Origin of the sequence: Agromyces sp. Leaf222, assembly GCF_001421565.1 — a bacterium.
Lineage (GTDB): Bacteria > Actinomycetota > Actinomycetes > Actinomycetales > Microbacteriaceae > Agromyces.
Genome location: NZ_LMKQ01000001.1, coordinates 852,724 through 878,672, shown reverse-complemented (window position 1 = coordinate 878,672; position 25,949 = coordinate 852,724). Strand labels below are relative to the sequence as shown.

Genomic DNA, 25,949 nt, shown 5'->3' with positions numbered 1-25,949 from the left:
TCGTCCAGCGAGACCCGGCTCAGTCCGACGTGCCCGTCACGACGAACGCGATGTGCGCTTCGAGTCCGAATGCGGCCTCGGTCCAGTCAGCGGGGGTGTTGACGGTCATCGTGCCGGCGACGTACCCGCCGGCCGTGATGGTCGTGGCGTCGAGGGCGACGTCGATGTCGGCCGGCGCGAGGAATCCTCCGTCGAAGAGCGTTCCCGTGACGACGATGTCCGCGAGCGCAGGCCCGGTGAGCGTCCCGCCGAGCGAGCCGTCGTTGAAGAGGCAGAAGGGCACCTCGACCGACTCGTCGGGCGAAAGTGCGTCGAGATCGGCCGTCGAGATGTCGATCTCGGCCTCGTCGCCGGGCAGCCCGACATCTCCGTAGGCGAGCGTGTCGTCGCACGCGATCCCCGCCGGATTCGCGGCGCCCTGAAGGTCGAAGCTCGACGCCGTGGCATCCGCCCCGAAGAAGACGTCGTCCGTCCAGGCCGCCGTCGTGATCGCCGCACCGATGCCGATGACGGCGAGGCCGGCGATCGCGATCTTGATGACGCGTGTGCGTCGCCCGGGCCCGGTGTTCGTGTTCGTGTTCGTGTTCGTACTCATTGCTTGTTCCCCCTGTTTCTCATCGATCGCATGGTCATTCGACGGCGTACTGGCTTCCGGTCACTTGGAGCAGGATCGGCACGTGTTCGTTGATGTAGGTGTTGAACACGTTGTACGGCGTGACCGTTACGTTGTAGTCCGCCCCCGTGGCACCGGAGGCTCCCGGGCCGTACCAGATCTTGGTCGGCAACCACGCGTCGTACTGCGCCTGCGTGATCTCACCGTCGGCGAGGGACTGGTCCAACAGGTCCTTCAGGTTGAACGTCGCCGTGTAGCCGATGAAGTACCAGGTGACGCCCGTGACGACGAGCGTCACCCTCGCCTGGCCTCCCGAATCGGCGACGCTGAGGCTCGTGATCTCGTAGGTGTCCGGCCCGGGCGGAAAGTACGCCGGCTCGCCGGTCTGCGCACAGAAGGCGACGGTGTACGTCACCGTTGACGACGCCCATTCGCCCATGTCCGTGTCGGGCCGCATGTAGACGAGGCCGGAGGTCTCGTAGTCGTCGGCCGGGGTCAGGCTGTAGTTCGCGCTGTAGTAGATCTGCGACGTCATCTGCGCGTTGAACGGCGCGTCCCAGTCCCACGGCGACAACGGGAAGTGCAACTCGAGTTCCCAGGCGGAGAGTTCGGTGGTGTCGGTCCTGACGGGCAACGTGATGCAGAAGTCCTGCGCCGCCGGCCAGGGGGTACCCGTGTTGTTGGTCCACGCCCAGGTCTCAGGATCGTTCTCGTCGACCTGGAACACGGTGTTCGCGCCGGACGTGATCGGCACGACCGCCTCCGATTCAGGCGCGGGATCACCAGCGCTCACGGGCAGCACGGTGCGGCCGCGGTCCTCCCACACGGCAGCCGTCGGGGACGCGGTCGCAGCCACCGCCACCAAGGCCACGGCGCCGAGGACTCCCGCCACCGCACGGACCGCGCGGGCGAGTCGATGACGAACTCCGCGCGGCGTGTCCTCGGGGCGGCTCACGGCACCACCACCTCCCGGCAGAAGATCCGGATCCTGATCTGATCTTCGGGATTGGACAGAGGGTCGTCATCGACCCATGCGGCCTTCGTCGTGAATTGGATGAGGCCGTTCAGTGGCTGGGGCGCTCCGACGCCGTCCCGGCAGGAATCGGCCGGGATGATCGAGCCGATGTCGATCGCCTCGGCCAGGACGTCGGCGGCATCCACGAGAACGCCATCCGTGGCGATCTCAGCGTCGAAGATCTCGACGTCGACCGCCCCGGCATTGCAGAGCGAGATGGGTTCCGCGTAGTTCAGGCCCGGCTGCACGCCCACGACCGGCAGCGCGATCAGCTCGTTTCCGACGATGTCGGTGTCGGGATCGCCGGGGAGGCCGAGGTCCTGCCACGGGCCCCACTCGATCACGGCGTCTTCGCGACTGAACGAGGTGGGCACACGCGCCTGCACGTCGAAGCCGTCGGAGACTCCGGCATCGACGCCGAACTCGTCGGCGTCGGTCCATGCGGCTGCCGTGGCCGCCGTGCCTGCGACGGCGAGCAGCACCGCGCCGATCGCGAACGAAGCCGTGAGCCGCCTCGATCCTGCGATGCGTGTACGCCTGCTCGCACCCATCACGCCCCCGCCCCGGGATTTCAGGCCAGTCTGGCACGCGACCTCGCTCCGTGACCAGACTCGGCCTTTCGGTCGCTACAGCGCCGCCCCGATCACCGCCTCACCCAGGGGCGTGCGCAGGTGCAGCACCCGCGCGCCGTCGCGCCGGCTGGCGACGAGGCCGCTCTCGCGAAGCACGCCGAGGTGGTGCGACGCCGTCGAGATCGCGAGGCCCGCGTCCGACGCCACCTGCGACGTCGTGCGCTCCGCGTGCGCGGCCAGCAGGATGCCCGCGCGAGCCGGTCCGAGCAGCGCGCCGAGCGCCGCGGCGGCGGAGCCGGGATCGCGCGCCCAGGTCTCGGTCACGCCCTGCGCGGGGTAGAAGATCGTGGGTTGCGCCGGCGGTTCGGTGAGCACCGAGCAGCCGTGCGAGGTCATCACCGACGGCACGAGCACGAGTCCGCTGCCGCGGCAGTCCAGCGCCTCGCGGTGCAGCCGCAGCTCGACGCGCACCGCGTCGTCGCCCCACTCCACGGTGCGGTGCAGCGAGCCGACCATGCCGCCGAGTCCATCGGTCGTGATGCGGCGGGCGCGCACGGCGATGTCGGCGCGGAGGATGCGCTCCAGCTGCACCCATACCGGCGAGAGTACGGCCTCCCACATCGCCTCGAAGGCGTCGGCGAGCAGCGCCCGGGCGCGCAGCGGATCGTCGAGCAGGTGCTGCACGGCTCGGCGCCTGGCCCCCGTCGACCGGATCACCACCTTGGCGAGGTCGACCCGCATGAGCTCCGGCGGCACCTCCCGCAGGCGGGCGAACTCGTCGGCCGGCTGCATGTCCCAGGTGGGCGTCGTGGTGAAGAAGTCGGGGAAGTACCCCTCCGGGCCGATGACGGTCGTGAGCAGCTCGAACGGCTGCCGCGGCATCCGGCCCCTCACGTTGCGAAGCCACCCCCACTGGAGCGGATGCTCCTCGGGCCGTTGCAGCACGCGCACGGCGTTGCAGAGTTCGTGCCCGGGCGACACGCCGAACCTGATCGCCGACACGTCGCCCGGCGCGAGTCGGAAGTCGACGAAGTTTCGATCCACATCGAAATGCTAACGCCGACGGATGTCCCGGGAGGAGCCTGTTCCCAACACCAGCCGACACCGGCGAACCAGGAGGCATCCCATGATCACGTCATCGACTCCGGCCGAGCTCACGCTCACGCCGACGACCGACTCGTCCGGCGTGCCCGATCTCGTGCACGCGGCCGACCTGCTCATCACCGCGACGAGCCGCACCCGCCGGTTCGTCGGCGCCGAGCACGGATCGGGCGTCTCGTACTTCTTCGTCGACTACGAGACGGGGCAGGGCACCGACCTGCACTGGCACCCGTACCCCGAGACCTGGATCGTGCTCGAGGGCGTGGCGACGCTCAGCATCGGCGACCGGCAGGTCGCGGCGGGCGTCGGCGACACGGCCACCGTGCCGACGGGCGTGTGGCACCGATTCACGAACGCGGGCGAGGCGCGGCTCAAGGTCTTGTGCATCCACGCCTCCCCCGTCATCATCCAGACGTGGGCCGACTGAGCGTCGCGCCGTCGCGAGCCACCGAAACCCCGCACCGTCCAGACACCGAAGGAAGAACATGACGTTCCAGGCATATCTCGACAACATCGAGGCGAAGACCGGCATCACGCCGAGGAAGTTCATCGAACTCGCACACGAGCAGGGCTTCGACGAGACCACCAAGTCCGCGCCGATCGTCGCGTGGCTGAAGGCCGACTACGGCCTCGGCCAGGGGCACGCGATGGCGCTCGTGCACGTCATCACGAAGGGTCCGCAGATCAGCGACAAGCACGTCGGCACCGGCACCGCGCACAGCGACCCGAGCAACATGCTCTGGCTCGACGGCGTCGCGACGAACCCCGACCGGTAGCGCCACGCGCGAGGCACCCGGGCGGGCGGCGCCTTCCGGATGTCGGTCGGCGGTGGAATCGTGGCCCCATGGGGATCGAGGTACGACCGGCATCCGTGTTCGACGACGTCGCCACGATGGTGGGGCCGAAGCGGCCCGATGCGAACGTGTGCTTCTGCCTGAGCTATCGCGTGAGCTCGAAAGAGAACCTGGCGCTCGCCGGCACGGCCCGCGGCGATCGTGTGCGAGAACTCTGCGCCGAAGACCCGCCGCCGGGCGTGCTCGCCTACGACGGCGACGAGGTCGTCGGGTGGGCGGCCGTGCATCCGCGGGCCGACACGAGCTTCGCCCGCAACCGCAGGATCCCCCACGTCGACGACCTCGACGTCTGGTCGGTGTGGTGCATCCGCGTGCGCCCCGGCCACCGCGGCGAGGGCATCTCGCATCGCCTGCTCGAGGGCGCCGTCGAGTTCGCCCGCGAGCGCGGCGCCCCGGCGATCGAGGGCTATCCGGTCGACAACGAGGGCGAGAAGGTCGACCTGACGATGGCCTACGTGGGCACGCGCTCGCTGTTCCAGAAGGCCGGGTTCCGCAAGGCGGCCGACACGACGTCGGTGCTCAACGGCTTTCCGCGCGTGCTGATGCGCCTGGCACTCGAACCTTGAACCCCACGTGCGAGGCGGCGAAGCCGAGGCGCTCGTAGAAGCGGTGCGCGTCGACGCGCGCGGCATCCGAGGTCAGCTGCACCAGGCTCGACCCGAGCTCCGGCGCAGCGACCTCCATCACCCAGCGCATCATCGCCCCGCCGATGCCCGACGAGCGCAGGTCGCTGCGCACCCGCACCGCCTCGACGAGCAGGCGCGTGCTGCCGCGCCGCGCCATGCCCGGAATGCGGGTGAGTTGCATCGTGCCGACGAGCCTCCCTTCGGGGTCGACCACGACGAGCAGGTCGTTGCCCGGGTCGCCGAGGATCTCCTCGAGGGCGCCGGCGTACGCGGGTGCGTCGTCGGCCGAGGCCACGTCGCCGCGCGAGGCGCTGATCGGGTCGTCCGAGAGCAGGGCCATGAGCGAGTCCAGGTCGGCGACGGTCGCGCGCCGCAGCTCCACCGTTCCGAGGCGCGCGTCGAGGGCGGCGGGCAGGTCGAGCGATGTCAGCATGCGTTCCAGTCTGCCGTCGCAACCCCTTGGCAGCGGCATCCGCGAGCGACAGCATTGACCCATGGATGTCACCGACTGGCTGCTCGAGTCCGACCCCTCCGTGCGCTGGCAGGTCTTGCGCGACCTGACCGGCGAGCCCGCTGAGGCCGTGGCGGCCGAGCGCGCCCGCGTCGCCGTCGAGGGCGACGGTGCCCGGCTGCTCGACCTGCAGACCACCGACGGCTACTGGGGCGGCGAGGAGTACGGCCAGAACGGCGACCGCCGCAGCGTGATGTGGACCCTGCAGGCGCTCCGCTTCTTCGGCGTCGACCCGGATGCCGCGGCCGTGCGCACCGCCATCGCGCGCGTTCGCGACGGCGTCGAGTTCCGCGGCTTCGACGAGCGCCTGTCGTTCTTCGACGGCGAGGTCGAGGCGTGCGTGAACGGCGGGGTGCTCGCGGCGTCCGCATACTTCGGCGTGCTCGGCGACGGCGCCGACCGCATGATCGGGCTCCTCCTCGACGGGCAGCTCGACGACGGCGGGTGGAACTGCGAGCCGCCCGAGGAGTCGAGCCGTTCGTCGTTCGACTCGACGCTCTGCGTGCTCGAGGGGCTGCTCGCCTACGAGCTCGCCGTGGGCGAGGCGACCGATGCGGCGGTGATCGAGGCCCGCCACCGCGGCGAGGAGTACCTGCTCGAACGCAACCTCTACCGCCGCAAGTCGACCGGCGGCATCGTGCGCGAGCGCTACGAGAACTTCATCTTCCCTCCGTACTGGGTGTACGACGTGCTGCGCTCGCTCGACCACTTCCGGGCCGCTGGGCTCGCCGCCGGCACGGCGCCCGACCCGCGCCTCGCGCCCGCCGTCGACCTGCTGCTCGAGCATCGTGGCGCCGACGGCCGCTGGAACGCCGGCGACCCGTGGAACGGCGCCGTGTTCTTCGCGATCGACGCCCCGGCCGGGTCTCCGAGCCCGTGGAACACGCTGCGGGCGTTGCGCGTGCTCGAGTGGGCCAGGCCCGGGGGCGGCGACCGGCCGACGACCGCGTAGCGCGTGCGACCGGCGAACGTCGTGCCGACGCGGCGCAGTCGTGCCCGCGCCGTCGGCCTCGCGGCCCTCGGCATTGCGGGCGCCGCCGGTGCGATCACCCTGTGGTGGCGGTGGCTCGCCCGGCGCCGGCACCACTGGAGCACCGCGCTGGCTGAAGCGATCCCGGTGAACTCCGCGTACTGGCGCGAGCAGCGGGCCGGCCCCGGCGAGCTGCTCTACGTCGCGGTCGGCGACTCGGCCGCCCAGGGCATCGGGGCGAGCCGGCCGGGCCACAGCTACGTCGGATTCATCGCGCGGACGATGGCCGCGGCATCCGCTCGGCGCGTGAGGACCGTGAACCTCGGCATCTCGGGGGCGACGCTGCGCATCGCGCTCGACGACGAGCTGCCGGTGCTCGCCAGGCTCCGGCCCGACGTGCTGACCGTGTGCATCGGCGCCAACGACATCGCGGACTTCGACCCGGCGCGGTTCGACCGCGAGGTCCGCGAGCTGCTCGCGGCGCTGCCCGACCACGCGATCGTGGCCGACCTTCCGAGCTTCTACTTCCCGCCGGCGCAGGCGAAGGTGCGGGCCGCGAACCGCCTGCTCCGGGCGGCGGCGGCCGAACGGGGTCTCACGGTCGTCCCGCTCTTCGCCCGCACGAACCGGCAGGGCATGTGGGGCGTCACGACGCAGTTCGCCGGCGACCTGTTCCACCCGAACGACCGCGGATACCGCATCTGGGCCGACGTGTTCCGCCCGGCCGTCGAGGCGCGGCTGGAGCAGCTCGACGGCGCCTCCCGCGAGCCGGCTCGCCTGCCTCCCCTGCCGTGATGTCGCGCGAATCGTCGCGGTGACGCGCTGTCACGACCGTTCGCGCGACATCATGCCGCGGAGAGGGCGTCCGGGACGGTCTGGCTCGATCCGGGCGACACCCGGCCGAAGTGCGAGACAATTGAGGTGCACCGCGCACGCGAACCCACGCGACCGATCAGGTGCAGGAGACCACGTGACCTTCGAATCCATGACGACGTCCGAGCCGCTCGACCTCGCGAGCATCCGCAGCGACTTCCCGTACCTCGCGCAGGAGCTCAACGGCTTCCCGCTCGCGTACCTCGACTCCGGCGCGACCGCCCAACGGCCCGTGCAGGTGCTCGACGCCGAACGCGCGTTCCTCGAGCACGCGAACGCGGCCGTGCACCGCGGTGCCTCCACGCTCGTGGGCACCTCGACGACCGCCTTCGAGGGCGCTCGGGCGACCGTCGCGGCCTTCGTCGGCGCCGGCGAGCGCGAGATCGTCTGGGCCGAGAACGCGACCGACGCGATCAACATCGTCGCGCTCGGCATGGCGGATGCCGCAGCCGGCCTGGGCAGCCCCGAAGCCGACGTGTTCCGGCTCGGCGCGGGCGACGAGATCGTGGTGACCGAGGCCGAGCATCACGCCGACCTCATCCCGTGGCAGCGCCTCGCCGCGAAGACCGGTGCGACGCTGCGGTGGATTCCGGTGCACGACGACGGCACGTGGAACATCGACGACGCGGCATCCGTCATCGGCCCGAAGACGAAGCTCGTCGCGTTCGCCCACGTCTCGAACGTGACCGGCCACATCGCGCCCGTGACCGACGTCGTCGAGCTCGCCCACCGCCACGGCGCACTCGTCCTGCTCGACGCCTGCCAGTCGGTGCCGCACCGTCCGACCGACTTCGCCGCGCTCGGCGTGGACTTCGCCGCCTTCTCGGCGCACAAGATGCTGGGCCCCAATGGCATCGGCGTGCTCTACGGCCGCGAGCACCTGCTCGACGCACTGCCGCCCGCCCGCACCGGTGGATCGACGATCACGACCGTGACCATGGAGTCGGCGCAGTTCCTGCCGTCGCCGCAGCGCTTCGAGGCGGGCACCCAGCCGGTGTCGCAGGCCGTCGCCCTCGCCGAGGCCGTGCGCTACCTCGAGCGGCTCGACATGCGCCGCGTGCACGAGCACGAGGTCGAGCTCGCCGAGCTGCTGGTCGACGAGGTCTCGCGCATCCCCGGCATCCGCCTGGTCGGCAGCGCGGCCGGCGTCGAGCGCGGCGCCCTCGCGAGCGTCGACGTGCCCGGCGTGCACGCGCACGACGTCGGCCAGTTCCTCGACTCACGGGGCATCGCCGTTCGCGTCGGGCATCACTGCGCCCAACCGCTGCACCGCCGCCTCGGCCTGCGCGCCACGACCCGCGCGAGCGCCTACGTGTACACGACCGCCGACGAGGTTCGCCGCTTCACCGCCGCCCTCGCCGAGGTGCGCGCGTTCTTCGGAGTGACCGGAGCCGGCGCATGAGCGACCTCTCCGGGCTCTACCAGGAGCTGATCCTCGACCACTCGAAGCGTCGCGTCGGCGATGGCGCCCTCGCCGACCCGCAGGCCTCGCATCACGAGCTGAACCCCACCTGCGGCGACGAGATCACGCTCGGCATCCGCCTCGACGCATCCGGCACGACGGTCGAGGCCCTCGGCTGGGAGGGCGACGGATGCAGCATCTCGATGGCCTCGGCGTCGGCGCTCACCGAGCTCGTCGTCGGCTCCGACACGGCGCACGTGCGCGAGCTCATCGACGGATTCCGCGCCATGCTGCGCTCGCAGGGTGCCGGCGAGCCCGATGAAGACCTGCTCGGCGACGCGATCGCCTTCCACGGCGTCTCGAAGTACGTCATGCGCGTGAAGTGCGCGATGCTCTCGTGGGTCGCCCTCGAGGCGTGCCTCGTCGAGGCCGAGGCTCGCTCGTAGCGACCGGCGCGGGTGCGGTGGCCTGCAGGCGGCGACGGATGCCTCGGCGCCGACTGCCTCGGCGCCGACGCCCAGCCGGGAGGCTTAGGCTTCTCTCACCGCCGACGCCGAACAGAAAGAGGTCCTGCCTGCCATGAGCGACGCACTCGAAGTCTTCGACCGCCGTGAATCCGAGGTGCGCGGGTACGTGCGCGCCTTCCCGGTCGTGTTCGATCGCGCCGTCGGCTCGACCCTGGTGGGCGAAGACGGCCGCGAGTACCTCGACTTCTTCGCCGGCGCCGGCGTGCTCAACTACGGGCACAACAACCCGCTCTTCACGCGCGCGCTCATCGAGTACCTCGAGCGCGACGGCATCATCCACGGCCTCGACATGGCCACCTCGGCCAAGAAGGCGTTCATCGAGGCGTTCGAGCGCCTCGTGCTCGAACCCCGCGGGCTCGACCACAAGCTGCAGTTCACCGGCCCGACGGGGGCGAACGCCGTCGAGGCCGCCCTCAAGGTCGCCCGCCAGGCGACCGGCCGCACCAACGTCGTCGCGTTCACGAACGCGTTCCACGGCCTGAGCATCGGCGCCCTCGCCGCCACCGGCAACAGCCACTACCGCGGCGCAGCGGGCATCACGCTCGACAACATCACCCGCCTCCCCTACGACGGCTACCTCGGGGCCGATGTCGACACCCTCGACCTGCTCGAGAAGATGCTCGACGACCCGGGCTCCGGCGTCGACCTGCCCGCCGCCGTCATCGTCGAGGCCGTGCAGGGCGAGGGCGGCATCAACGTCGCGAGCGCCGCGTGGCTGCAGCGCCTGCGGGCGATCACGGCCGACCGCGGCATCCTGCTGATCCTCGACGAGATCCAGGCGGGCGTCGGCCGCACCGGCGCGTTCTTCGCGTTCGAGGATTCGGGCATCGTCCCCGACATCGTGACCGTGTCGAAGTCGATCTCGGGCTCGGGCCTGCCGATGTCGCTCGTGCTGCTGCGCCCCGAGGTCGACGTCTGGAAGCCCGGCGCGCACACCGGCACCTTCCGCGGCAACAACCTCGCCTTCGTCTCCGCCCGCGCCGCCCTCGAGAACTACTGGGCCGACACGGCGCTCGTCGACGACGTCGCCACCAAGTCGGCGCTGCTGCGCACCGAGCTCGAGCGCATCGCCGCCGAGAACCCCGAGCTCGGCTTCGTGGTGCGCGGCCGCGGACTCATGTACGGCCTCGCCTGCGACGCCGACCGCGGCCTCGCGGCCCGCATCTCGAAGCAGGCGTTCACGCGCGGCCTCGTGATCGAGACCTCCGGCGCCCACGACGAGGTGCTGAAGTTCCTGCCCGCGCTCACGATCTCCGAAGACGAGCTGCTGGCCGGCCTCGCGATCGTGCGCGAGAGCCTCGCGGCCGCACTCGCCTCGCCGGTCGAGTAGGCGCGCCGGCGCCGTACCGAGACCAGCGCACCACGCCCGACGTGATGAGGCCCCTCCTGACGGAGGGGCCTCATCGTTTCGCAAGTGCGGTGCGCCGCGCTAGTTCAGCGTGAACACCAGCGTCTGCGTGTTGCCGGCGACATCATGCACGACCATCGTGTTCTGCCCCTTCACCGCGCCGAAGACGCCCGGCTTGAGGAAGTTCACGTCGGACCACTGGTTGTCGGTCAGGTCCTTGACCACGCCGTTGATCACGACCCGGTCGACCTTGCCTGCGTCGTACAGCTTGTAGCTCACGAGGTCGTACGACCCGCCCGTCGCCACGGTGAACGAGGCGCCGTCCTTGACCGTGGCCGTCGGCTTCGTCGCGTCGATGGTGAACGCGAACGTCGAGGTCGCCGAGATGTTGCCCACGCGGTCCTGCGAGTTGTACTTGACCGTGTAGTTGCCGTCGGGCAGCTGCACGGTCGCCGTGTGGGTGCCGGTCTTCGCGCCGCCGGCCACCGCGGTCTGCGTGCTCTTCACGAGCGTGCCGTCGCGGTAGACGTTCGCCACGATGCGCTGCAGGCCGGCGTTGTCGGTCGCATCGACCCGCACCGAGAGCGACGAGAACGGCCCGGCCGTCGTCGGCGTGACGAGCTTCGCGGTCGGGCGCTCGGTGTCGCGTGCCACGTCGAGCGTCGCGGTGCAGTCGACGCAGGTGCCGCCGAGGGTCGCGACCTTCGCCGTGGCCGTGAGCGGGCCGCCCGCGGCGGCCGCCGAGATGGTCGCACCGAACGAGACCGTCGCCGCCGGCGCGCCGACCGCGGTCGCCGGCACCGCCCAGGTCAGGGTCGAGCCGTCGAGCGTGACGCCGGTCGGCAGTGAGGCCGGGTCGATCGTCGCCTGGCCGAGCACGCCCGTGAGGTCGACCGTCACGACCGAGGTCGCGAGCGGCACCCGGCCGGTGTTCGTCGCGGACAGCGTGTAGGTGACCACGTCGCCGGCACGAACGGTGCCCGTCGCCGGGGAGCCGGCGAGGGTTGCGGTGAGCTTCTCGGGCCAGGCCGGCTTGCCGGGCTCGAGGATCCAGTCGGTGTAGAACGCGGTGAGGTCGCGGCCCGAGATCTCCTCGGCGAGCGCCTTCAGGTCGGCGCCCGTGCGGCTCTGACCCGCGTAGCGCACCTGCCACTCCTCGATGAGCTCGAAGAACGCGTCGTCGCCGATCGCCACCCGCAGGGCCGCCCAGAACTGCGCGCCGCGCGTGTACGTCTGGTAGCCGTAGAGGTTCCCCGAGTCGATCTGGCCGCCCGGAGCGGTCGCCCAGTTGGCACTCGTCGGGGCGGAGTTGTTCCACGAGTTGAAGTACGTGGTCTCGGTCGGCGTCGCCCCCGTGCCGAAGCCCTCGGTCGTGTTGTAGAACGCGGGGCCCCAGGTCGCCATGCCCTCGCCGATCCAGATGTCGGTCCAGGTCACGGGCGACACGTTGTCGCCGTACCACTGGTGCACGAACTCGTGGATGAGCGTGTTGCCGCCGACCGAGCCGGCCGACGGGAAGAACGACCGGTCCTGCGTTTCGAGGGCGTAGTTGATGCCGCTCGGCACCGTGTCGACGATCACGCCGGTGCTCTTGCCCGGGTACGGCCCGTAGAGCGTCTCGAGGTTGCGGATGATCGTGCCGAACTGCGCCTCGCGGGTGCGGATCGTGTTCTTGTTGGCGGCCGAGAGCGCCGAGTCCATGAACGACCACGACGGGATCGTGCTGCCGTCGCTGAGCTGCACCTGCGACTCGATCACGTCGTATCGACCGATCGAGACCACCGCGAGCTCCGACGCCATCTGCTTCGTCTGCTCCCACACCCAGGTCGTGCGCGCGCCGTCGGCGGACGGGGTCTTCGAGACGAGCTCGCCGTTGCTGACCGCCGCGGCCGTGCCGGGCGCGGTGCCGGCGACGGTGTTCAGGATCGTCGGGATGTCGAGCGTGAACGTGTACGTCGCCTTGTCGGCCGGCGTGTTGTTGTGCGGGTAGCCCGCCATCGAGCCGATCGGCTGGCCGAGCATGGTCGCGCCGTCGGCGGTGCGGTTCCAGCCCTCGGAGGAGCCGTCGAGGTCGGTGTGCGAACTGGGCGCGCCGTGATAGCCGACCGTCACCGTGAAGTCGCCGCTCACCGGCGTCGCCGGGGTGACGATGAGCTTGTACTTGATGGCGGCGGGGTCGACCTCGCGCGTCCACGCGGCGGGAACGCCGTCGACGGTGACCGAGTCGATCTCGAGCCCCTCGAAGTCGAGCGAGAAGCTCTTCAGCGGCTGCGCGGCCTTCGCCGTCATCGTGCTGCTGGCCTGGATCGTGCCGGCGATCGTGGAGCCCGACTGCGCTGCGTCCGGGGTCCACGCGATCGACACGTCGTAGTCGAGCGCGTCGTATCCGCCGTTGCCGACGTTCGGGAACATCGGGTCGTTCGAGGTGCGCGCGCCGTCTACCGGCTCGTCGGCGGATGCGGCGACGGCCGGTGCCGTCGTGAGCAACGCTGCCGCGAGCAGGCCGGGCACCGCGAGCGCGACGAGTCGCCTCCTGCGGGTGCCTGAGAGGGGTCGGGATGTCATCAGCTCTCCTTCATCGCAGAGGCCACGCTTCGGGCCGTCCGGTGCATTCAACCTATCGGCGACGTATTTCGCTCGGATAGCGGTTACGTTGCGCGAATGCTGCTCGAAGGTGTGAAAAGCTGCAAAAGTGCGGTGATCGACGCATCTCAGTGCATCGAGGAGCCGCAGGGCTCGATCGTCATGGTCGAGAGCTCGGGCACCGAGAGATCAGACTCCGAGAGCTCAGGCCTCGGAGCTCAGGCCTCGGAGCTCAGGCCTCGGCGTCGGCGAGGTGCCGGGCCCCGTGACTCAGCACCTTGACGACGATGCCGCGGCGGCGGAGCGCCCCGATCGTGCGGGTCTCCTCGTCGACGGTGCGGCCGAGCGCGTGCTGGTTGGCGACGACGAGCACGTCGCCGGAGCGCAGGGTGCCGAAGAACCGGTCGAGCCGCTGCTCCCAGTTCTCGACGCTCTCGGGCGCCGGGTGCCGGAAGTCGAAGATCGCGACGCCGAACGCGGCGAGGCCGTCGCGCTGCTCGGTGACCGACGGCATGTCGGGGCGTGCGACGACGAGGCCGACCAGGCGCGAGCCCTCTGGCCTGGCCTTCCACCACTCGCCGTCGGGCTGCAGCTCGATGAAGCACTCTGGGCAGCCCTCGACCGCATGCACGTGCTCGTGCGTCGGCGCGGCCGATCGGCTCGCGCTCGCACCCCCGGCACGATCGCCCGTCGTGGCATCCGTCTGGTCAGTCATCGCCCGTTCCTCCTGCGTCACACCCATTGTCGCGGGTTCGGGGCCGCATGTGGAAGTCGGCGCCGATCCGGTCAGGTCGGGTCGTCGGCGAGCCGGCGCAGCAGTCGCGCGAGCGTCGCCTGCTCGTCGCGCGTGAGCGCCTCGAGTTCGACGCCCTCGCGAGCGACCAGGCCGCGCATGGCCTCGTCGACTCGGGTCGCCCCCTCGGCCGTCAGGCGAACGAGCACGCTGCGCCCATCGCGCGGATTCGGGCGGCGCTCGACGAGTCCGCGCACGGCGAGGTTGTCGAGCCGGTTGGTCATCGCGGCGCTGCCGATCATCGTCGCGGCGATGAGGTGCGCCGGGCTCAGCTCGTGCGGCTCGTCCTGCCGGCGCAGGGCCGCGAGCACGTCGAACTCCCACGAGGCCAGCCCCGCCGCCTTGAAGGCCTCCGCGCGCAGCTTCGCGAGCCGGTTCGCCGCCCGACGCAGGCGCGACATGACGTCGAGCGGCGAGAGGTCGGCGTCGGGCAGCCGCCGCGACCAGGCGTCGATCAGCAGGTCGACCTCGTCGTCGCGCTCGCTCGGTCTGGGGTTCACGCTCTCGACAGTAGCGAACGGCGCGGGCGGCCGGCCCGCCGGGCACGATGGCGATGCGAGCGATGAGCGGATGCCGCGGCATCCGCCCTGCCGCCCCGCGACGCGCCATCGCATCGCTCCGAGTGGTCGATTCCGGCTGGATCGGGACGACGCAGTCAGCCGGAATCGACCACTCGGCGAGCACTCGCGCTCGTGGGCTACTTCGCCGCGTAGTCGCCGATGCGCGAGTCCTGCATCCAGAAGATGTCCTCGGTACGCTCGGCCGGCCCGGTGAACTCCGCGTCGGTGATCATGAGGTACTGGTTCGCCGCCTCGTCGTCGTTCCAGGTGGTGTCGACCGCGAGCCACCGGCCGTCGATCGAGACCTTGTTCCATGCGTGGCGACCGCCGGCCGTGACGTCACCGGTGACGACCACCGCGTCGAGCCCGGCCTCGAGGGCCAGCGCCTCGAACGCGTACGCGTACCCGGCGCACACCGCCGAGCCGTCGACCAACGCGCCGGAGGCCTGCCAGGCCGCCGCCTCCGCGTCGGGGACGGAGCCGAGGGCCTCCTTCGCGGCGAGCGCCTCGTAGTCGTACTCCGCGTTCGCCGTGATCCAGTCGTTCAGCGCGGTGACCTTCTCGGCGTCGCCCATGCCGTCGGTGATCACCTCGGCGACCACCTCCTGCGCCTTCGCATACGTCGCATCGCGGTTCGCGGCGAGGTCGTCGGCCGAGGCCGTGTAGGTCACGTAGAGGATGCCGTCGCTCGCCCCGTAGCCGTCGACGCCGACCACGTAGGGGTTCTGCTCCGTGGCCTCTTGGATCGCGTCGTCGAGCGAGGGCATGCCGGGCGCGCCGACGTACGCCGAGACGTCGATCGCCTGTTGGCGGTCGATGAGGTTCGCGGCGAGGTAGCGCGTGAAGTCGTTGCTCGCGACGACGGGCAGATCGGTCGCCGGAGCCGTCGTCGACGGCTCGAACTGGTCGATCATCTCGTCGACCGGGGCGGAGACGAGCTCGACGCCGCCACCGGTGGTCGGCGCCTCGGCCTCAGCGCGCGCGTTGAACGCGGCGATCTCGGCCGCGACGTCGACTCCGCGCTCGAGGTTCAGCCACATGCCGAGGTCGGTGCCCTTGCCCCGGATGCCGACGGCGGAGTAGTCGGGGTACTCGACGACTGCGGCGGGGTCGGCGTACGCGACGCTCTGGCGCGTGGCCCCGTCGAGCGAGGTGAACGCGAACTTCGTCGGCACGGACTGCAGGTTCGCGACGCCGACGATGCGGTCGGGGTACAGCTCGTCGGTGGCGCCCTCGGCCCGTGTGAAGGGCAGGTCGCCGGCCACCGAGAGCCCGTCGTACGAGATGTACGGCGAGTACGACGTGCCGTCGGTCGCGATCACGCCGAGATCGAACTCGGCGCTGCGCAGCAGCTCGGCCATCTGGTACGCCGTGGCGTCGTTCTCGAGCTCGTCGGCACTGCGGTCGAAGAGCTGCAGACCGACGTTCTGCTCGATCGCCCAGGTCGCCTTGCTGCCCTCGTTCATGTCGAACACGGCATCGGTGGTCGACCAGGTCGTCTCGCCGTCGGTCTCGCCGACGACGGAGATCTCCCGCGTGTTGCCGTTGGTCGACGACGCCACGACGAGGTAGCTGCTCGCTCCCTCGACCGCCTGCCAGGCGACACTGAGGTTGCCCGTGCCGCCGTCGGTGGCGAAGGTCACGGTCGGCGCCTCGAGCTCGTGCTGCACGGTGAACGGGGTGACACGCGGGCGATCGAGTTCGGCGCCCTGCTCGTCGAGGTGCTGCACGAGGTAGTAGGTGGCGTTCAGGCCCCAGGCGCCGTAGGCCTCGCCGACGTCTCGGATGCGGGGGCTCTCCGCTTCGCGGCCTTCGAACGCGTCGCTGTCGGCGTAACGGGCCTCGGCGTCCTCTTGAGCGGAAATGGTGACCGTGTCGTTCCACTGATTCACCATGATCGGGGCGTGCTTGCTGAGCGCGGCATCCGTGAACACCTCGAAGGCGAAGTCGGTGTCGAACTCCTCCGCCCCGACTTCGCTCGCCTTCGCCTCGAGGTCGTAGGCGGCGCGGAACTCGAACTCGTGGTCGCGCTCCAGGTCGAGCATCGGCGCCGCGTAGTCGTAGCCGCCGACCGTGGTCAGGTCGTCGCCGCCGAACACCCCGGCCACGTTCAGGCCGATGACCGTTCCGGCGACGAGCAGCACCGCGGTGCCGCCGGCGATGAGCCCGATGACGAGGCCGCGGCGCGAACGCTTCGGTGCGGGCGCCGTGCCGTCGGCCGCCTCGCCGCCGGTCGCGCCAGCGACAGACGCCGCGTTCGGCGCGGCATCCGCACCCGCGGGGTGCACGTGCTCGGTCCACTTCGTGCCGTCCCACCAGCGCTGTCCGGCGCCACCCGAGGGGTCGGGGTACCAGGCTGCGGGAATCTCGGGCGTGGGCGGTGTCGGCTGCTCATCCATCGTCGGGCAAGTTTACGTGCCCTCACCGGCGCAAAAGACCGCCACGCGAGAGGACGAGTCTCGGCGGTGGGCGCGCCCGCCGCTCCGCCGAAAGCCGTCCCCTCGGTGGCCGGAATGCGCGCCCGGCACGGCGCCCCGCACACGCACACGCACACGCACACGCGCACGCACAAGGGCGGGGCGGATGCCGCAGCATCCGCCCCGCCCCTGATCGCCGTGAGGCGAGACGACTGTCCGGGTTACTGCACCGACCAGCCGCCGTCCGAGGCGAGGATCGCGCCGTTGATGTTGACGGCGTCCTCGCTGAGCAGGAACGTGATCGAGGCGGCGAGCGCCTCGGCGGTCGCGACCGACGGGATCGCACCCTGGAACGGCGCGAGCCGGGCGGAGCCGACCTCGGACACGTGCGGGGGGAACGGGATGCCGGTCGCGACGCCGCCGGGGGCGACGGCGTTCACGCGCACGCCCTGCAGGGCGTACATGAAGGCGGCCGACTTGGTGAGGCCGACGACGGCGTGCTTCGAGGCCGTGTAGGCGTTGCCGGACGCGTTGCCGCGCAGGCCGGCCTCGCTCGCGACGTTGACGATCGAGCCCTTGCCAGCCTCGAGCATGAACGGCACGACCGCGCGGGTGAGCTTGAACGTACCGGTGACGTTGACGGCCATGACCTTGTCCCAGATGGCGTCGGGCGTCTCGTGGATCGGCGAGAAGTCGTCGTTGATGCCGGCGACGTTCGCGAGGCCGAAGATCTTCTCGCCGGCGGCGGCGGCGATCGCGTCGATCGACTCCTGCTTGGTGATGTCGCCGGCGACGGGCACGATCTCGGCGCCGGGGATGGATGCCGCGAACTCGTCGAGCTTCTCGGCCGAGATGTCGACGGCGACGACGCGGCCGCCCTCACGTGCGATGCGGCTCGCGGTGGCGCGGCCGATGCCGGATGCCGCGCCGGTGACGATCACGGTCTTGCCGGCGAAGCGGCCGGGGGTGACCTGCTCCTGCCAGGCGGTGGACTCGGCGTCTTCGGGGATGACGCCGCCGTTCACGGCCTTCACGAGCTCATCGACGGCCGCCTGCGGCATCTGGCCCTGGCTCATGACGACGAGCTGCTGCAGGGGCAGGCTCGCGATGGGGGCGAGCTGGTCGATCGAACCGCCGCCCTGGCTCACGAGGCCCTGGAGCGCGGCCTTGCCTGCGGGGTCGGCGAGCCACTCGGCGATGGTGGAGTTGGCGGTGAGAGCCATGGTGGGGTTCCTTTTCTGCTCCGAACTGGACAGGTCCAGCCTAAACGACATTTGTCGGATATCCGACAATTGTCGGCGAAATCACGGGTTCGCGGCCGCCAGGCTGCAAGAATGCGGGAGTGACGGAATCGACCGACGACCGAGTGGATGCGCGCGTCGAGCGCACCCGGCGGGCACTGCAGCAGGCGGCGCTCGACCTCGCGCGCGCAGGCCGCTTCGACGACGCGACGGTCGCCGAGATCACCGACGAGGCCGGCGTCAACCGCTCGAGCTTCTACCAGCACTACGACGACCGGCAGCTGCTGCTCGCCGACGCCATCGAGGCGGCCGAGATCGACGCCGTCGCCGACCTCGGCACGCCGACCGACATCCCCGCGCAGCTGCCGCCGGCGATGATCGCGTTCCTGCAGCACTTCGAGACGGATGCCGCGCTCTACCGGCGCGTGCTGGGCGAGCGCGGCTCCCCCATCGTCGTCGCGCGCATCCGCGCCCGGTTCGAGGCGCAGGCGAGGGCAGGCGTCATCTCGTCGGGCACGACGGCCTTCGAAGGGCTCCCGATCGACATCGTCGCGGCCGGCATCGCGGGGTCGTGCATGGCCGTCATCCAGGCATGGCTCGAGCTCGAGCCACGGCCGAGCGTCGAGATCGCGGCCGACTGGGTCTGGCGCGTGCTCGTCGGCCCCGGCGTGCCGCTCTCGGCGGAAGGGCGCGACGCGCAACCGTAGGGCAGACGACGCATGGAGGTTCGAATGCACGACGTGATCATCAGCGGCGGCGGACCGACGGGCATGATGCTCGCCGCCGAACTGCGCCTGCACGGCGTGGACGTGCTCGTGCTCGAGCGGGATGCCGTGCCGAGCCCGGCCGTGCGCTCGCTCGGCCTGCATGCGAGAAGCATCGAGATCCTCGACCAGCGCGGGCTCCTCGACCGCTTCCTCGAGCACGGCACGCGGTATCCGGCCGGCGTCGGCCGGTTCGCCGGCATCGACACGCCTGCTCCCGCCGACCTCGACACCGAGCATGCCTACGTGCTCGGCATCCCCCAGCCGGTCACCGATCGCCTGCTCGCCGAGCGCGCCGCCGAGCTCGGCGCCGAGATCCGGCGCGGCACCGAGGTGACGGAGTTCGCGCAGGGCGACGAGGGCGTCGAGGTCGAGCTCGCCGACGGCACCCGGCTGCGCTCGCGCTGGCTCGTCGGCTGCGACGGCGGGCGCAGCCTGACCCGGAGGCGGCTCGACATCGGATTCCCGGGCGAGCCGGCCACGACCGAGTGGCTCCTCGGCGAGGTGCGGGTGACCATGCCCGCCGACGAGATCGCCGCCATCTCCGATGAGGTGCGCAGGACGCATCGCGGGTTCGGCATCGGCCCCGCCGGAGACGGACTGTCGCGCGCGGTCGTGCCCGCGGCATCCGTCGCCGAGGATCGCACGGTGCCACCGACCCTCGAGGAGTTCCGCGCGCAGCTGCTGGCGTACGCGGGCACCGACTTCGGCGTGCACTCGCCGCGTTCGCTGACCCGGTTCAGCGACGCCACCCGCCTCGCCGAGCGTTACCGGGTCGACCGGGTGCTCATCGCGGGCGACGCGGCGCACGTGCACCCTCCGCTGGGCGGGCAGGGGCTGAACCTCGGCATCCAGGACGCGTTCAACCTCGGCTGGAAGCTCGCGGCCGAGGTCGACGGGCGGGCGCCGGCCGGCCTGCTCGACAGCTACTTCACCGAGCGGCATCCGGTCGCCGAGAGCGTGCTGACCTTGACCCGAGCCCAGAGCGAGCTGCTGCTGCCCGAACCCGGCCCGCTCGCCGTGCGCCGCCTGCTGACCGAGCTCATGGACTTCGACGACGTCAGCAGGCTGCTCGCCGAGCGGGTCACCTCGATCGGCATCCGCTACGACCTCGGCGACGGACCCGCGCTGCTCGGCCGTCGGCTGCGCGACATCCGCCTCTCCGACGGGCGCCTCTACGACCGCATGCACGACGGCCGCGGACTGCTGCTCGACCGCACGGGTGCGCTCTCGGCGGGCAGGTGGACCGACCGGGTCGACCTGCTCGCCGACGCCGATGCAGAGCTCGACGCGCCCGCGGTGCTGCTGCGACCCGACGGCCACGTCGCATGGATCGGCGACGACCAGCACGACCTCGACGACCGCCTGCCGGCCTGGTTCGGCGCGCCTCAGTCGACCGCGTAGGCGTCGTAGACGACCTCGCGGGGCCCGCGGGCGGCGACGCCCACGATGAGCGAGCGCTGCAGGTGCGCCAGCTCGGGGGCGGATGTCTCGACCTCGACGTGCAGCCGGAACCGGTACTGCTCGGGCGGCACGACCTCGCCGCGGCCGAGCGCCGCGAGCACCTCGGCGCTGCCCGAGCGGAGGCCGTGGGTGCGCAGGTGCAGCAGCGCGCCGTCGGCGGTGCGCGCCGTGTAGCGCGTGTCGATCTCGATGGTGCCGTCGGGCCGCACGACCTGCCAGTCGGCGCCTCCGGCGAGCACCTCGGCGTCGAGGCCATCGCTCAAGCGCCCGCCGAGGATCGGCACGACACGTCGGTGCCCGGCACTCGTCACGCCGTGGTCCTCGATGCCGTCGACGACGACCGCCGCGCGGAACAGCTTCACGAGCCGGGTCGCGGGCGGCTCGACGCGACCCGCGGCATCCGCTCCCCCGGTCATGCGCGTGCCTCTACGGCGACATCGGCGGTCGAGCGGATGCCGCGGTCGGCCCGCGAGCGCTCCTGCAGCGTGTCGCGCAGCCGCTCGAGGGCGGGCAGCGCCGCGGCGAGGGCGGCCGCATCGGCCGGTCCGAGGGCGGAGAGTGCGTCGCCGACGAGGCTCGCGCTCGCGGCGTCGAACCGTTCGAGCAGGCGGTGCGCCTCGGCCGAGGCGCGCACCTCGACGCGGCGGCGGTCTGTGGCATCCGTCGCCCTCGTGACGAGCCCGCCGGCTTCCATCGACTTCAGCAGGTTGCTGACGGTCGTGCGGTTGAGGCTCAAGTCCTCGGCCAGCTCCACGGGGCTTCGCGCCGTGTCGACCGGGAGCGCGCGGAGCACCTCGACCTGCGCGTCGGGGAGGTCGGGCAGGTGCTCGGCCGCCCGCGCGGCGCGCAGGAGGCTGCGTCGCAGCGGCGAGATGAGGCCGCTGAGGCGGGCCACGTCGAGGCCGTCGGCCGCCTCGGCGGATGCGCCGCCGGCCTCGCCGGCCGACGCGCGCGCCGCGATGCTCATGCCCGCGCCGCCGGGGTCAGCGACGAGCGCTCGTTGAGCAACTCGGGGTGGAAGCCGGCCGCCACCTTGTAGGCGTCGGCGATCTCCCGCAGCTCGGCCTCTGGGATCACGTCGTGGATGTCGGCGAACCCCTGCGGCGCCCGTTCGAAGGCGAGTTGCATCACCCGCTCGGGGCCGAGCTGCCGCGTCATCGCCGACAGCTTCGTCGTGATGGGCCGGCGGTCGGCCTCGTATGCGGCGAGCGCGGCATCGATGCCGTCGGGGCCCCCGTCGGCCGTGGTCGCGAGGTGGAAGGCGAGCGACCGGGCGTCGAGGATCGCCTGCGAGGCGCCGTTCGAGCCGTTCGGGTAGAGCGCGTGCGCGGCGTCCCCGAGGAGCGTCGTGCGCCCGACCGTCCAGCGGTCGAGGGGATCGCGGTCGACCATCGGGTACTCGAGGATCTCGTCGGCGGCGCCGATGATCGCCGGCACGTCGAGCCAGTCGAAGTCCCAGTCGGCGAAGAGGTCGACGATGGGCGCCGGGTCGACGGCGTGGTTCCAGTCGGCGGTCTCGTCGACGCCCTCTGGCGCACGACGCTCGGCGATGAAGTTCACGCGGGTCATGCCCGCCTCGGTGCCGGGGGCGACGAGCGGGTAGGCGACGAACTTCTGCTCGGCGTCACCGGCCATGATCATCGTGCGGCCGTCGAGGTAGGTGGGGGCGAGGGCGGTGCCGCGCCAGAGCACGAGGCGGTTCCACGGCGGTGCGCCTTCGGTCGGGTGCGCCTGCGCCCGCAGGGCGGAGTGGATGCCGTCGGCCCCGATCACGACGTCGGCGTCGAGCACGAGCTCGGCGCCCGCGGCATCCGCGAACCTCGCCCGCTCGACGACGCGGCCGTCCGCACCGGCGACCCCGTGCTCGACGCCCGTCGCTCGCCAGCCCAGCCGGATCGCGTCGGCGCCGAGGCGGCGTCGCACCTCGTCGGCGAGCAGCAGCTGGAACTCGCCGCGGTGCACCGAGAGCTGCGGCCAGTGGTAGCCCGCCTCGAGTCCGCGGGGCTCGCTCCACACGGGCTGCCCGAAGCGGTTGAAGTACGAGAGGCGACCGGGCGCCGTGCCGATCGCGGCGACCGCGTCGACGAGTCCGAGCTCGGTGAGCTCGCGCACGGCGTGCGGCAGCAGGTTGATGCCCACGCCCAGCGGCCGGAGCCCCTGGGCCCGCTCGACGACGGTCACGTCGCGCAACCCCGCCGCCGCGAGACTCAGGGCCGTGGCCAGTCCGCCGATTCCGGCTCCGACGATGACGATCTTCACGCTGCCTCCTTGCAAGTGGTGAATTGAGTTTGGAACAAACACAAATCCCTGTCAAGGGGCAGCGGCCGAGCGCAGGGCGATGGTCGCCCCGGCGAGTGCCGGCGGACGGTCGAGGGGATGCCGGTGGCGGGCCTACGCGGGAACGGCCGCCGCGGCATCCGGCACCGCGTCGGCACCGGCCGAGGCGACCCGAGTGGTGGCATCGCACTGCGTCGCCGAGAGGCGCCCCTCAGGATCGAGCCGCGCGAGGATGCTCGCGGTGATCGCCGCGAGCTGCTCGAGTTCGGCCGGCTCGAGCGCGTCGAGCACGTTCGTGCGCACGGTCGCGACGTGGCCGGGGGCGGCCCGCTCGAGCACCGCGAGGCCGTCGGCGGTGATGCGCGCGTTCGTCGCCCGCTTGTCTTGCGGGCACGGGAAGCGCTCGAGGAGGCGCTTCTGCTCGAGCCGGCGGGCGACGTGCGAGAGCCGCGGCAGCGTGGCGTTGGTCTGCGAGGCGAGCCTGGTCATGCGGCTGGTCTGCTCGGGCGAGGCGGCGAGCACCGAGAGCACGAGGTACTCGAAATGCGTGAGCTCGACATCGCGCAGCAGCTGCGCGTCGAGCACGGTCGGCAGCAGTTCGCTCACCGCGACGAGCCTCGCCCACGCCGTGGCTTCGGCCGAGGAGAAGGGCTGGGTGGTCGTCATGACGCCATTCTAGCGCATTGGTTGTCATGACAACCAATGCCGTGCTACGGTTTAGTTGTCTCAACAACCAAACTGCCATTCGGCACCACGAGGAGAACCACATGACCACGGTCAGCATCATCGGCAACGGCAACATGGGCACGGCGATCGGCGGCCTGCTCGCCGACGGCGGCACGACCGTCGAGTACGTCGACCGCAGCACCACCGACATCACGGGCGACATCGTCGTGCTGGCCGTGCCGCACCCCGCCCTCGCGCAGATCGTCGCCGAGCGCGGCGAGCAGCTCGCCGGCAAGGTCGTCGTCGACATCACGAACCCGCTCGACTTCACCACCTTCGACGGCCTCGTCGTCGACGCCGACGGCTCGGCCGCCGCCGACCTCGCCGCAGCGCTCCCCCAGTCGCGCGTGCTCAAGGCCTTCAACACGAACTTCGCGAGCACGCTCGCCTCGAAGACCATCGGCGATGCCACCACCACCGTGCTCATCGCGGGTGACGACGCCGACGCCAAGGCGCTGCTCGCCGCCGCCGTCAGCGCCGGCGGCGTCAAGGCCGTCGACGCCGGTGCGCTGAAGCGCGCCCGCGAGCTCGAGTCGCTCGGGTTCCTGCAGCTCACGCTCGCCGTGCAGGAGAAGATCTCGTGGACCGGCGGGTTCCCGCTCGCCGCGTAGTCGTCGACCCACCACCGAACGGGCGGGGCCGCGCTCGGTCCCGCCCGTTCGCGACGGATTCGGCGCATCTCCCCCATCCGGCGCCGCTGGGGTACTAGCCTGACCTCGATGTGGTGGAATCGGAAGCACCCGAAACCCCAGCCGGCGCCCGAGGCTCCGGCAGACGTCGCTGCCGCCGCGGCGGCGACGCCCCTGCATCGCAACGCGTTCCTGCTCATGGCCCTCGGAGGCGGGACCTTGGCGGTCATCGGCCTCGCGCAGATCGCCTCGATCGTCGCACCGGTCTTCCTCGCCCTCATCCTGACCATCTGCGCGCAGCCGATCCGCGTCGCCCTCGAGCGACGCGGCGTGCCGCGCGGCATCGCCACGGGCGCCGTGATCGTCGCGCTCCTCGCGCTCGTGGTGGTCTTCGGCTACGCCGTGGCCATCGCGCTCGGCCAGTTCGCCGAGCTGATCACCCAGTACACCCCCGAGATCCAGGCCTGGATCGCGAGTCTCGGCGGCTGGGCCGCATCGATCGGCCTCGACTCCTCGGAGATCTCCGCGGCGCTCGGCAGCTTCGATGTCGGACAGATCGCCCAGGTCGTCTGGGGGCTCGTCGGCGGCGCCGTCGGTGTGACCACGACCTTCGTCATCATCTTCACGATGCTGCTCCTGATGCCGATGGACGCCTCGCTGCTGCCCGCCGTGCTGCGCAAGATCGAGCCGCATCGCCCCCTGCTCGTGCACTCGCTGCGCGACTACGCCGCGAACGTCCGTCGCTACATGGTCGTGACGACCGCGCTCGGCGTCGCCCAGGGCGTCATCAACTGGGTCGTCCTCGAGTTCCTCGGCGTCCCGGGCGCGTTCATCTGGGGCCTCCTGTCATTCATCTGCAGCTTCATCCCCAACGTCGGCTACTTCATCGCGATCATCCCGCCGATCGTCTTCGGCGCCCTCACCGGCGGGTGGCCGACCGTCATCGCGGTCATCGTGCTCTACGGCATCGTCAACGCGGGCGTGCAGTCGATCGTCCAGCCGCGCGTCGTCGGCAACGCCGTCGCCCTCAGCCAGTCGATCACCTTCTTCTCCGTGCTGTTCTGGGCGGTCGTGCTCGGGCCCACGGGTGCGATCCTCGCGATCCCCCTCACGCTCCTGGTGCGCGTCCTGCTCATCGACACCAACCCGCGCATGCCATGGGTGCGCCCCCTGCTCGGGGACTTCGTCGAGACGAGGGCGACCCTCAGTGCATCGGATGCCGAGCGAAAGGCCGAGCGGCGCGCGCGCAAGGCCACCGGCACGTCCGTGCCCACCGCGACCGCCCAGCCCGGCGACGACGTGAAGCACGACTGAGCGGGCGGGGACGACGACGATGCTCGCCGCCATCGGCCACCTGCTCCCGCTCGCGGTCGCCACCGCGGTCAGCTCCGTGCCCATCATGGCCACGATCGTGCTGCTGCTCTCGCCGAACCGCACCCGAACCGCACTGCCCTTCCTCATCGGCTGGGTCGCCGGGCTCCTGCTCGTCGTCTCGATGTGCACGCTGTTCGCCCAGCTCATCCCCACGCCCAAGCTCGGCTTGCGCCCGAACACGGCGATCGGCATCTGGGAAACGGTCATCGGGTCTGCCCTCATCGTGCTCGCCATCGTCTCGTGGGCGCGTACTCGGCACGACTCCCGCACCGAACTGCCGAAGTGGCTCCGCTCGATCGACAAGATCGGCGCGTGGCCGGCGGTCGGACTCGCCCTCGTGCTCAACCTGCGCCCCAAGGCGATCCTGCTCGCGATCGCGGCCGGTCTGGCCATCCGCGGGGAGGACCTCGACTTCGCCGACACGGCGATCTCCATCGGCGTCTACGTGGTGATCGCCGCGTCGACCGTCGCCGTGCCGATCATCGTCACCCTCGCCGACCCGAAGCGCATGCAGCCCCGCCTCCTCATCTGGCAGGACTGGCTCATCCGCAACAGCGCCGTCGTCACCTCGCTCATCGTGCTGCTGATCGGCGTCGTCGTGCTCGGCAGCGGGCTCAGCAGGTTCTGAGGCCCGGCGCGCACCGACCGGTACACGCGGAGGGGCGGATGCCGCGGCATCCGCCCCTCCCGTGTCGGCAGGTCGTGCCGG

At 71.3% G+C, this 25,949-nt stretch carries 27 protein-coding genes; 13 read left to right on the top strand and 14 right to left on the bottom strand.

Annotated features, from left to right (window positions below; translation table 11 throughout):
• Positions 1–19: 19 nt before the first annotated feature.
• From ASE68_RS03755 to ASE68_RS03740, 4 genes are all read right to left on the bottom strand, one after another.
• The gene (locus ASE68_RS03755; protein WP_055855285.1) at positions 20–595 is read right to left on the bottom strand and encodes a hypothetical protein; all 576 of its coding nucleotides are present in this window, start codon (positions 593–595) and stop codon (positions 20–22) included.
• Positions 596–629: 34 nt separating this feature from the next.
• On the bottom strand, positions 630–1,367 hold the full coding sequence (locus ASE68_RS03750) for a hypothetical protein (protein WP_157421532.1): 738 nt from the start codon (positions 1,365–1,367) through the stop codon (positions 630–632).
• A gap of 197 nt (positions 1,368–1,564) precedes the next feature.
• A complete protein-coding gene (locus tag ASE68_RS03745; protein ID WP_157421531.1) occupies positions 1,565–1,972 on the bottom strand; it encodes a hypothetical protein in 408 nt (135 codons plus the stop codon).
• Positions 1,973–2,254: 282 nt separating this feature from the next.
• Positions 2,255–3,244, bottom strand: coding sequence for a DUF5937 family protein (locus tag ASE68_RS03740; RefSeq protein ID WP_055855280.1), 990 nt, complete (start codon positions 3,242–3,244; stop codon positions 2,255–2,257).
• 82 nt (positions 3,245–3,326) lie between these two features.
• Between ASE68_RS03740 and ASE68_RS03735 the strand changes: the two genes are divergently transcribed.
• The 3 genes from ASE68_RS03735 to ASE68_RS03725 all read left to right on the top strand — a co-directional run bounded on the left by ASE68_RS03735 (position 3,327) and on the right by ASE68_RS03725 (position 4,721).
• Positions 3,327–3,728, top strand: a complete 402-nt coding sequence (locus ASE68_RS03735) for a cupin domain-containing protein (protein WP_082461964.1) — start codon at positions 3,327–3,329, stop codon at positions 3,726–3,728.
• 58 nt (positions 3,729–3,786) lie between these two features.
• Positions 3,787–4,077 (top strand): DUF4287 domain-containing protein, encoded by a 291-nt coding sequence (locus ASE68_RS03730; protein WP_055855278.1) that lies wholly within the window; start codon positions 3,787–3,789, stop codon positions 4,075–4,077.
• Between the two features lie 68 nt (positions 4,078–4,145).
• Positions 4,146–4,721: a GNAT family N-acetyltransferase gene (locus ASE68_RS03725; RefSeq protein WP_055855276.1), complete on the top strand. Its 576-nt coding sequence runs from the start codon at positions 4,146–4,148 to the stop codon at positions 4,719–4,721.
• On the opposite strand, the gene ASE68_RS03720 is transcribed toward ASE68_RS03725, so the two are convergent.
• Positions 4,675–5,214, bottom strand: coding sequence for a GNAT family N-acetyltransferase (locus tag ASE68_RS03720; RefSeq protein WP_055855274.1), 540 nt, complete (start codon positions 5,212–5,214; stop codon positions 4,675–4,677). The two genes, ASE68_RS03725 and ASE68_RS03720, sit on opposite strands and share 47 nt — an antisense overlap.
• Positions 5,215–5,275: 61 nt before the next feature.
• Here ASE68_RS03720 and ASE68_RS03715 point away from each other — a divergent pair, with 61 nt between their 5' ends.
• From ASE68_RS03715 to ectB, 5 genes are all read left to right on the top strand, one after another.
• Complete coding sequence (locus tag ASE68_RS03715) at positions 5,276–6,244, top strand: hypothetical protein (protein WP_055855272.1); 969 nt, start codon at positions 5,276–5,278, stop codon at positions 6,242–6,244.
• Positions 6,245–6,247: 3 nt separating this feature from the next.
• Complete coding sequence (locus tag ASE68_RS03710; RefSeq protein WP_082461963.1) at positions 6,248–7,057, top strand: SGNH/GDSL hydrolase family protein; 810 nt, start codon at positions 6,248–6,250, stop codon at positions 7,055–7,057.
• A gap of 190 nt (positions 7,058–7,247) precedes the next feature.
• Positions 7,248–8,537 carry a SufS family cysteine desulfurase gene (locus ASE68_RS03705; RefSeq protein WP_055855271.1) on the top strand — a complete coding sequence of 430 codons (1,290 nt, stop codon included), beginning with the start codon at positions 7,248–7,250 and terminating at the stop codon, positions 8,535–8,537.
• Positions 8,534–8,983 (top strand): Fe-S cluster assembly sulfur transfer protein SufU, encoded by a 450-nt coding sequence (gene sufU, locus ASE68_RS03700; RefSeq protein ID WP_055855269.1) that lies wholly within the window; start codon positions 8,534–8,536, stop codon positions 8,981–8,983. Before ASE68_RS03705 ends, sufU begins: the two co-directional genes overlap by 4 nt.
• A 133-nt stretch (positions 8,984–9,116) precedes the next feature.
• Positions 9,117–10,394: a diaminobutyrate--2-oxoglutarate transaminase gene (gene ectB, locus ASE68_RS03695; protein ID WP_055855267.1), complete on the top strand. Its 1,278-nt coding sequence runs from the start codon at positions 9,117–9,119 to the stop codon at positions 10,392–10,394.
• A 99-nt stretch (positions 10,395–10,493) separates the two neighbouring features.
• Here ectB and ASE68_RS03690 read toward each other — a convergent pair whose 3' ends face one another.
• The 5 genes from ASE68_RS03690 to ASE68_RS03670 form a co-directional block, all read right to left on the bottom strand.
• Positions 10,494–12,977 carry a M1 family aminopeptidase gene (locus ASE68_RS03690; RefSeq protein ID WP_055855266.1) on the bottom strand — a complete coding sequence of 828 codons (2,484 nt, stop codon included), beginning with the start codon at positions 12,975–12,977 and terminating at the stop codon, positions 10,494–10,496.
• 250 nt (positions 12,978–13,227) lie between these two features.
• Positions 13,228–13,710, bottom strand: coding sequence for a dehydrogenase (locus ASE68_RS03685; RefSeq protein WP_235480751.1), 483 nt, complete (start codon positions 13,708–13,710; stop codon positions 13,228–13,230).
• A gap of 71 nt (positions 13,711–13,781) precedes the next feature.
• Positions 13,782–14,288: a MarR family winged helix-turn-helix transcriptional regulator gene (locus ASE68_RS03680; protein ID WP_055860625.1), complete on the bottom strand. Its 507-nt coding sequence runs from the start codon at positions 14,286–14,288 to the stop codon at positions 13,782–13,784.
• Between the two features lie 197 nt (positions 14,289–14,485).
• Positions 14,486–16,747 carry a DUF2510 domain-containing protein gene (locus tag ASE68_RS03675; RefSeq protein ID WP_055855263.1) on the bottom strand — a complete coding sequence of 754 codons (2,262 nt, stop codon included), beginning with the start codon at positions 16,745–16,747 and terminating at the stop codon, positions 14,486–14,488.
• Between the two features lie 239 nt (positions 16,748–16,986).
• Entirely contained in the window at positions 16,987–17,988 is a 1,002-nt protein-coding gene (locus tag ASE68_RS03670; RefSeq protein WP_055855262.1) for an SDR family NAD(P)-dependent oxidoreductase, read from the bottom strand.
• 119 nt (positions 17,989–18,107) lie between these two features.
• Between ASE68_RS03670 and ASE68_RS03665 the strand changes: the two genes are divergently transcribed.
• Complete coding sequence (locus tag ASE68_RS03665) at positions 18,108–18,713, top strand: TetR/AcrR family transcriptional regulator (RefSeq protein ID WP_162238243.1); 606 nt, start codon at positions 18,108–18,110, stop codon at positions 18,711–18,713.
• Positions 18,714–18,737: 24 nt separating this feature from the next.
• Positions 18,738–20,174 carry a rifampin monooxygenase gene (gene rox, locus ASE68_RS03660; RefSeq protein WP_055855259.1) on the top strand — a complete coding sequence of 479 codons (1,437 nt, stop codon included), beginning with the start codon at positions 18,738–18,740 and terminating at the stop codon, positions 20,172–20,174.
• Here rox and ASE68_RS03655 read toward each other — a convergent pair.
• The 4 genes from ASE68_RS03655 to ASE68_RS03640 all read right to left on the bottom strand — a co-directional run bounded on the left by ASE68_RS03655 (position 20,159) and on the right by ASE68_RS03640 (position 23,177).
• Positions 20,159–20,650, bottom strand: a complete 492-nt coding sequence (locus ASE68_RS03655) for a DUF3237 domain-containing protein (RefSeq protein WP_082461959.1) — start codon at positions 20,648–20,650, stop codon at positions 20,159–20,161. The two genes, rox and ASE68_RS03655, sit on opposite strands and share 16 nt — an antisense overlap.
• Positions 20,647–21,201 carry a MarR family winged helix-turn-helix transcriptional regulator gene (locus ASE68_RS03650; protein ID WP_055855257.1) on the bottom strand — a complete coding sequence of 185 codons (555 nt, stop codon included), beginning with the start codon at positions 21,199–21,201 and terminating at the stop codon, positions 20,647–20,649. The genes ASE68_RS03655 and ASE68_RS03650 overlap by 4 nt, the downstream gene beginning before the upstream one ends.
• Positions 21,198–22,493, bottom strand: coding sequence for a flavin-dependent oxidoreductase (locus tag ASE68_RS03645; protein ID WP_055855255.1), 1,296 nt, complete (start codon positions 22,491–22,493; stop codon positions 21,198–21,200). The genes ASE68_RS03650 and ASE68_RS03645 overlap by 4 nt, the downstream gene beginning before the upstream one ends.
• A 132-nt stretch (positions 22,494–22,625) precedes the next feature.
• A complete protein-coding gene (locus ASE68_RS03640; protein ID WP_082461957.1) occupies positions 22,626–23,177 on the bottom strand; it encodes a MarR family winged helix-turn-helix transcriptional regulator in 552 nt (183 codons plus the stop codon).
• Positions 23,178–23,278: 101 nt separating this feature from the next.
• Between ASE68_RS03640 and ASE68_RS03635 the strand changes: the two genes are divergently transcribed.
• From ASE68_RS03635 to ASE68_RS03625, 3 genes are all read left to right on the top strand, one after another.
• Entirely contained in the window at positions 23,279–23,848 is a 570-nt protein-coding gene (locus ASE68_RS03635; RefSeq protein ID WP_055855254.1) for an NADPH-dependent F420 reductase, read from the top strand.
• A 108-nt stretch (positions 23,849–23,956) separates the two neighbouring features.
• Positions 23,957–25,180, top strand: coding sequence for an AI-2E family transporter (locus tag ASE68_RS03630; RefSeq protein ID WP_055855252.1), 1,224 nt, complete (start codon positions 23,957–23,959; stop codon positions 25,178–25,180).
• A 19-nt stretch (positions 25,181–25,199) separates the two neighbouring features.
• Positions 25,200–25,868: a GAP family protein gene (locus ASE68_RS03625; protein ID WP_055855250.1), complete on the top strand. Its 669-nt coding sequence runs from the start codon at positions 25,200–25,202 to the stop codon at positions 25,866–25,868.
• Positions 25,869–25,949 lie beyond the last annotated feature (81 nt).

Excerpts from the sequence above, each read along its gene's own strand:
- ASE68_RS03675 (WP_055855263.1), bottom strand. The coding sequence starts at position 16,747 with ATGGATGAGCAGCCGACACCGCCCACGCCCGAGATTCCCGCAGCCTGG.
- ASE68_RS03625 (WP_055855250.1), top strand. The coding sequence starts at position 25,200 with ATGCTCGCCGCCATCGGCCACCTGCTCCCGCTCGCGGTCGCCACCGCG.
- ASE68_RS03640 (WP_082461957.1), bottom strand. The coding sequence starts at position 23,177 with ATGACGACCACCCAGCCCTTCTCCTCGGCCGAAGCCACGGCGTGGGCG.
- ectB (WP_055855267.1), top strand. The coding sequence starts at position 9,117 with ATGAGCGACGCACTCGAAGTCTTCGACCGCCGTGAATCCGAGGTGCGC.
- ASE68_RS03720 (WP_055855274.1), bottom strand. The coding sequence starts at position 5,214 with ATGCTGACATCGCTCGACCTGCCCGCCGCCCTCGACGCGCGCCTCGGA.
- ASE68_RS03735 (WP_082461964.1), top strand. The coding sequence starts at position 3,327 with ATGATCACGTCATCGACTCCGGCCGAGCTCACGCTCACGCCGACGACC.
- ASE68_RS03650 (WP_055855257.1), bottom strand. The coding sequence starts at position 21,201 with ATGAGCATCGCGGCGCGCGCGTCGGCCGGCGAGGCCGGCGGCGCATCC.
- ASE68_RS03690 (WP_055855266.1), bottom strand. The coding sequence starts at position 12,977 with ATGACATCCCGACCCCTCTCAGGCACCCGCAGGAGGCGACTCGTCGCG.
- ASE68_RS03755 (WP_055855285.1), bottom strand. The coding sequence starts at position 595 with ATGAGTACGAACACGAACACGAACACGAACACCGGGCCCGGGCGACGC.
- ASE68_RS03705 (WP_055855271.1), top strand. The coding sequence starts at position 7,248 with ATGACGACGTCCGAGCCGCTCGACCTCGCGAGCATCCGCAGCGACTTC.
- rox (WP_055855259.1), top strand. The coding sequence starts at position 18,738 with ATGCACGACGTGATCATCAGCGGCGGCGGACCGACGGGCATGATGCTC.
- ASE68_RS03635 (WP_055855254.1), top strand. The coding sequence starts at position 23,279 with ATGACCACGGTCAGCATCATCGGCAACGGCAACATGGGCACGGCGATC.
- ASE68_RS03725 (WP_055855276.1), top strand. The coding sequence starts at position 4,146 with ATGGGGATCGAGGTACGACCGGCATCCGTGTTCGACGACGTCGCCACG.
- ASE68_RS03655 (WP_082461959.1), bottom strand. The coding sequence starts at position 20,650 with ATGACCGGGGGAGCGGATGCCGCGGGTCGCGTCGAGCCGCCCGCGACC.
- ASE68_RS03715 (WP_055855272.1), top strand. The coding sequence starts at position 5,276 with ATGGATGTCACCGACTGGCTGCTCGAGTCCGACCCCTCCGTGCGCTGG.
- sufU (WP_055855269.1), top strand. The coding sequence starts at position 8,534 with ATGAGCGACCTCTCCGGGCTCTACCAGGAGCTGATCCTCGACCACTCG.
- ASE68_RS03630 (WP_055855252.1), top strand. The coding sequence starts at position 23,957 with ATGTGGTGGAATCGGAAGCACCCGAAACCCCAGCCGGCGCCCGAGGCT.
- ASE68_RS03730 (WP_055855278.1), top strand. The coding sequence starts at position 3,787 with ATGACGTTCCAGGCATATCTCGACAACATCGAGGCGAAGACCGGCATC.
- ASE68_RS03685 (WP_235480751.1), bottom strand. The coding sequence starts at position 13,710 with ATGACTGACCAGACGGATGCCACGACGGGCGATCGTGCCGGGGGTGCG.
- ASE68_RS03670 (WP_055855262.1), bottom strand. The coding sequence starts at position 17,988 with ATGGCTCTCACCGCCAACTCCACCATCGCCGAGTGGCTCGCCGACCCC.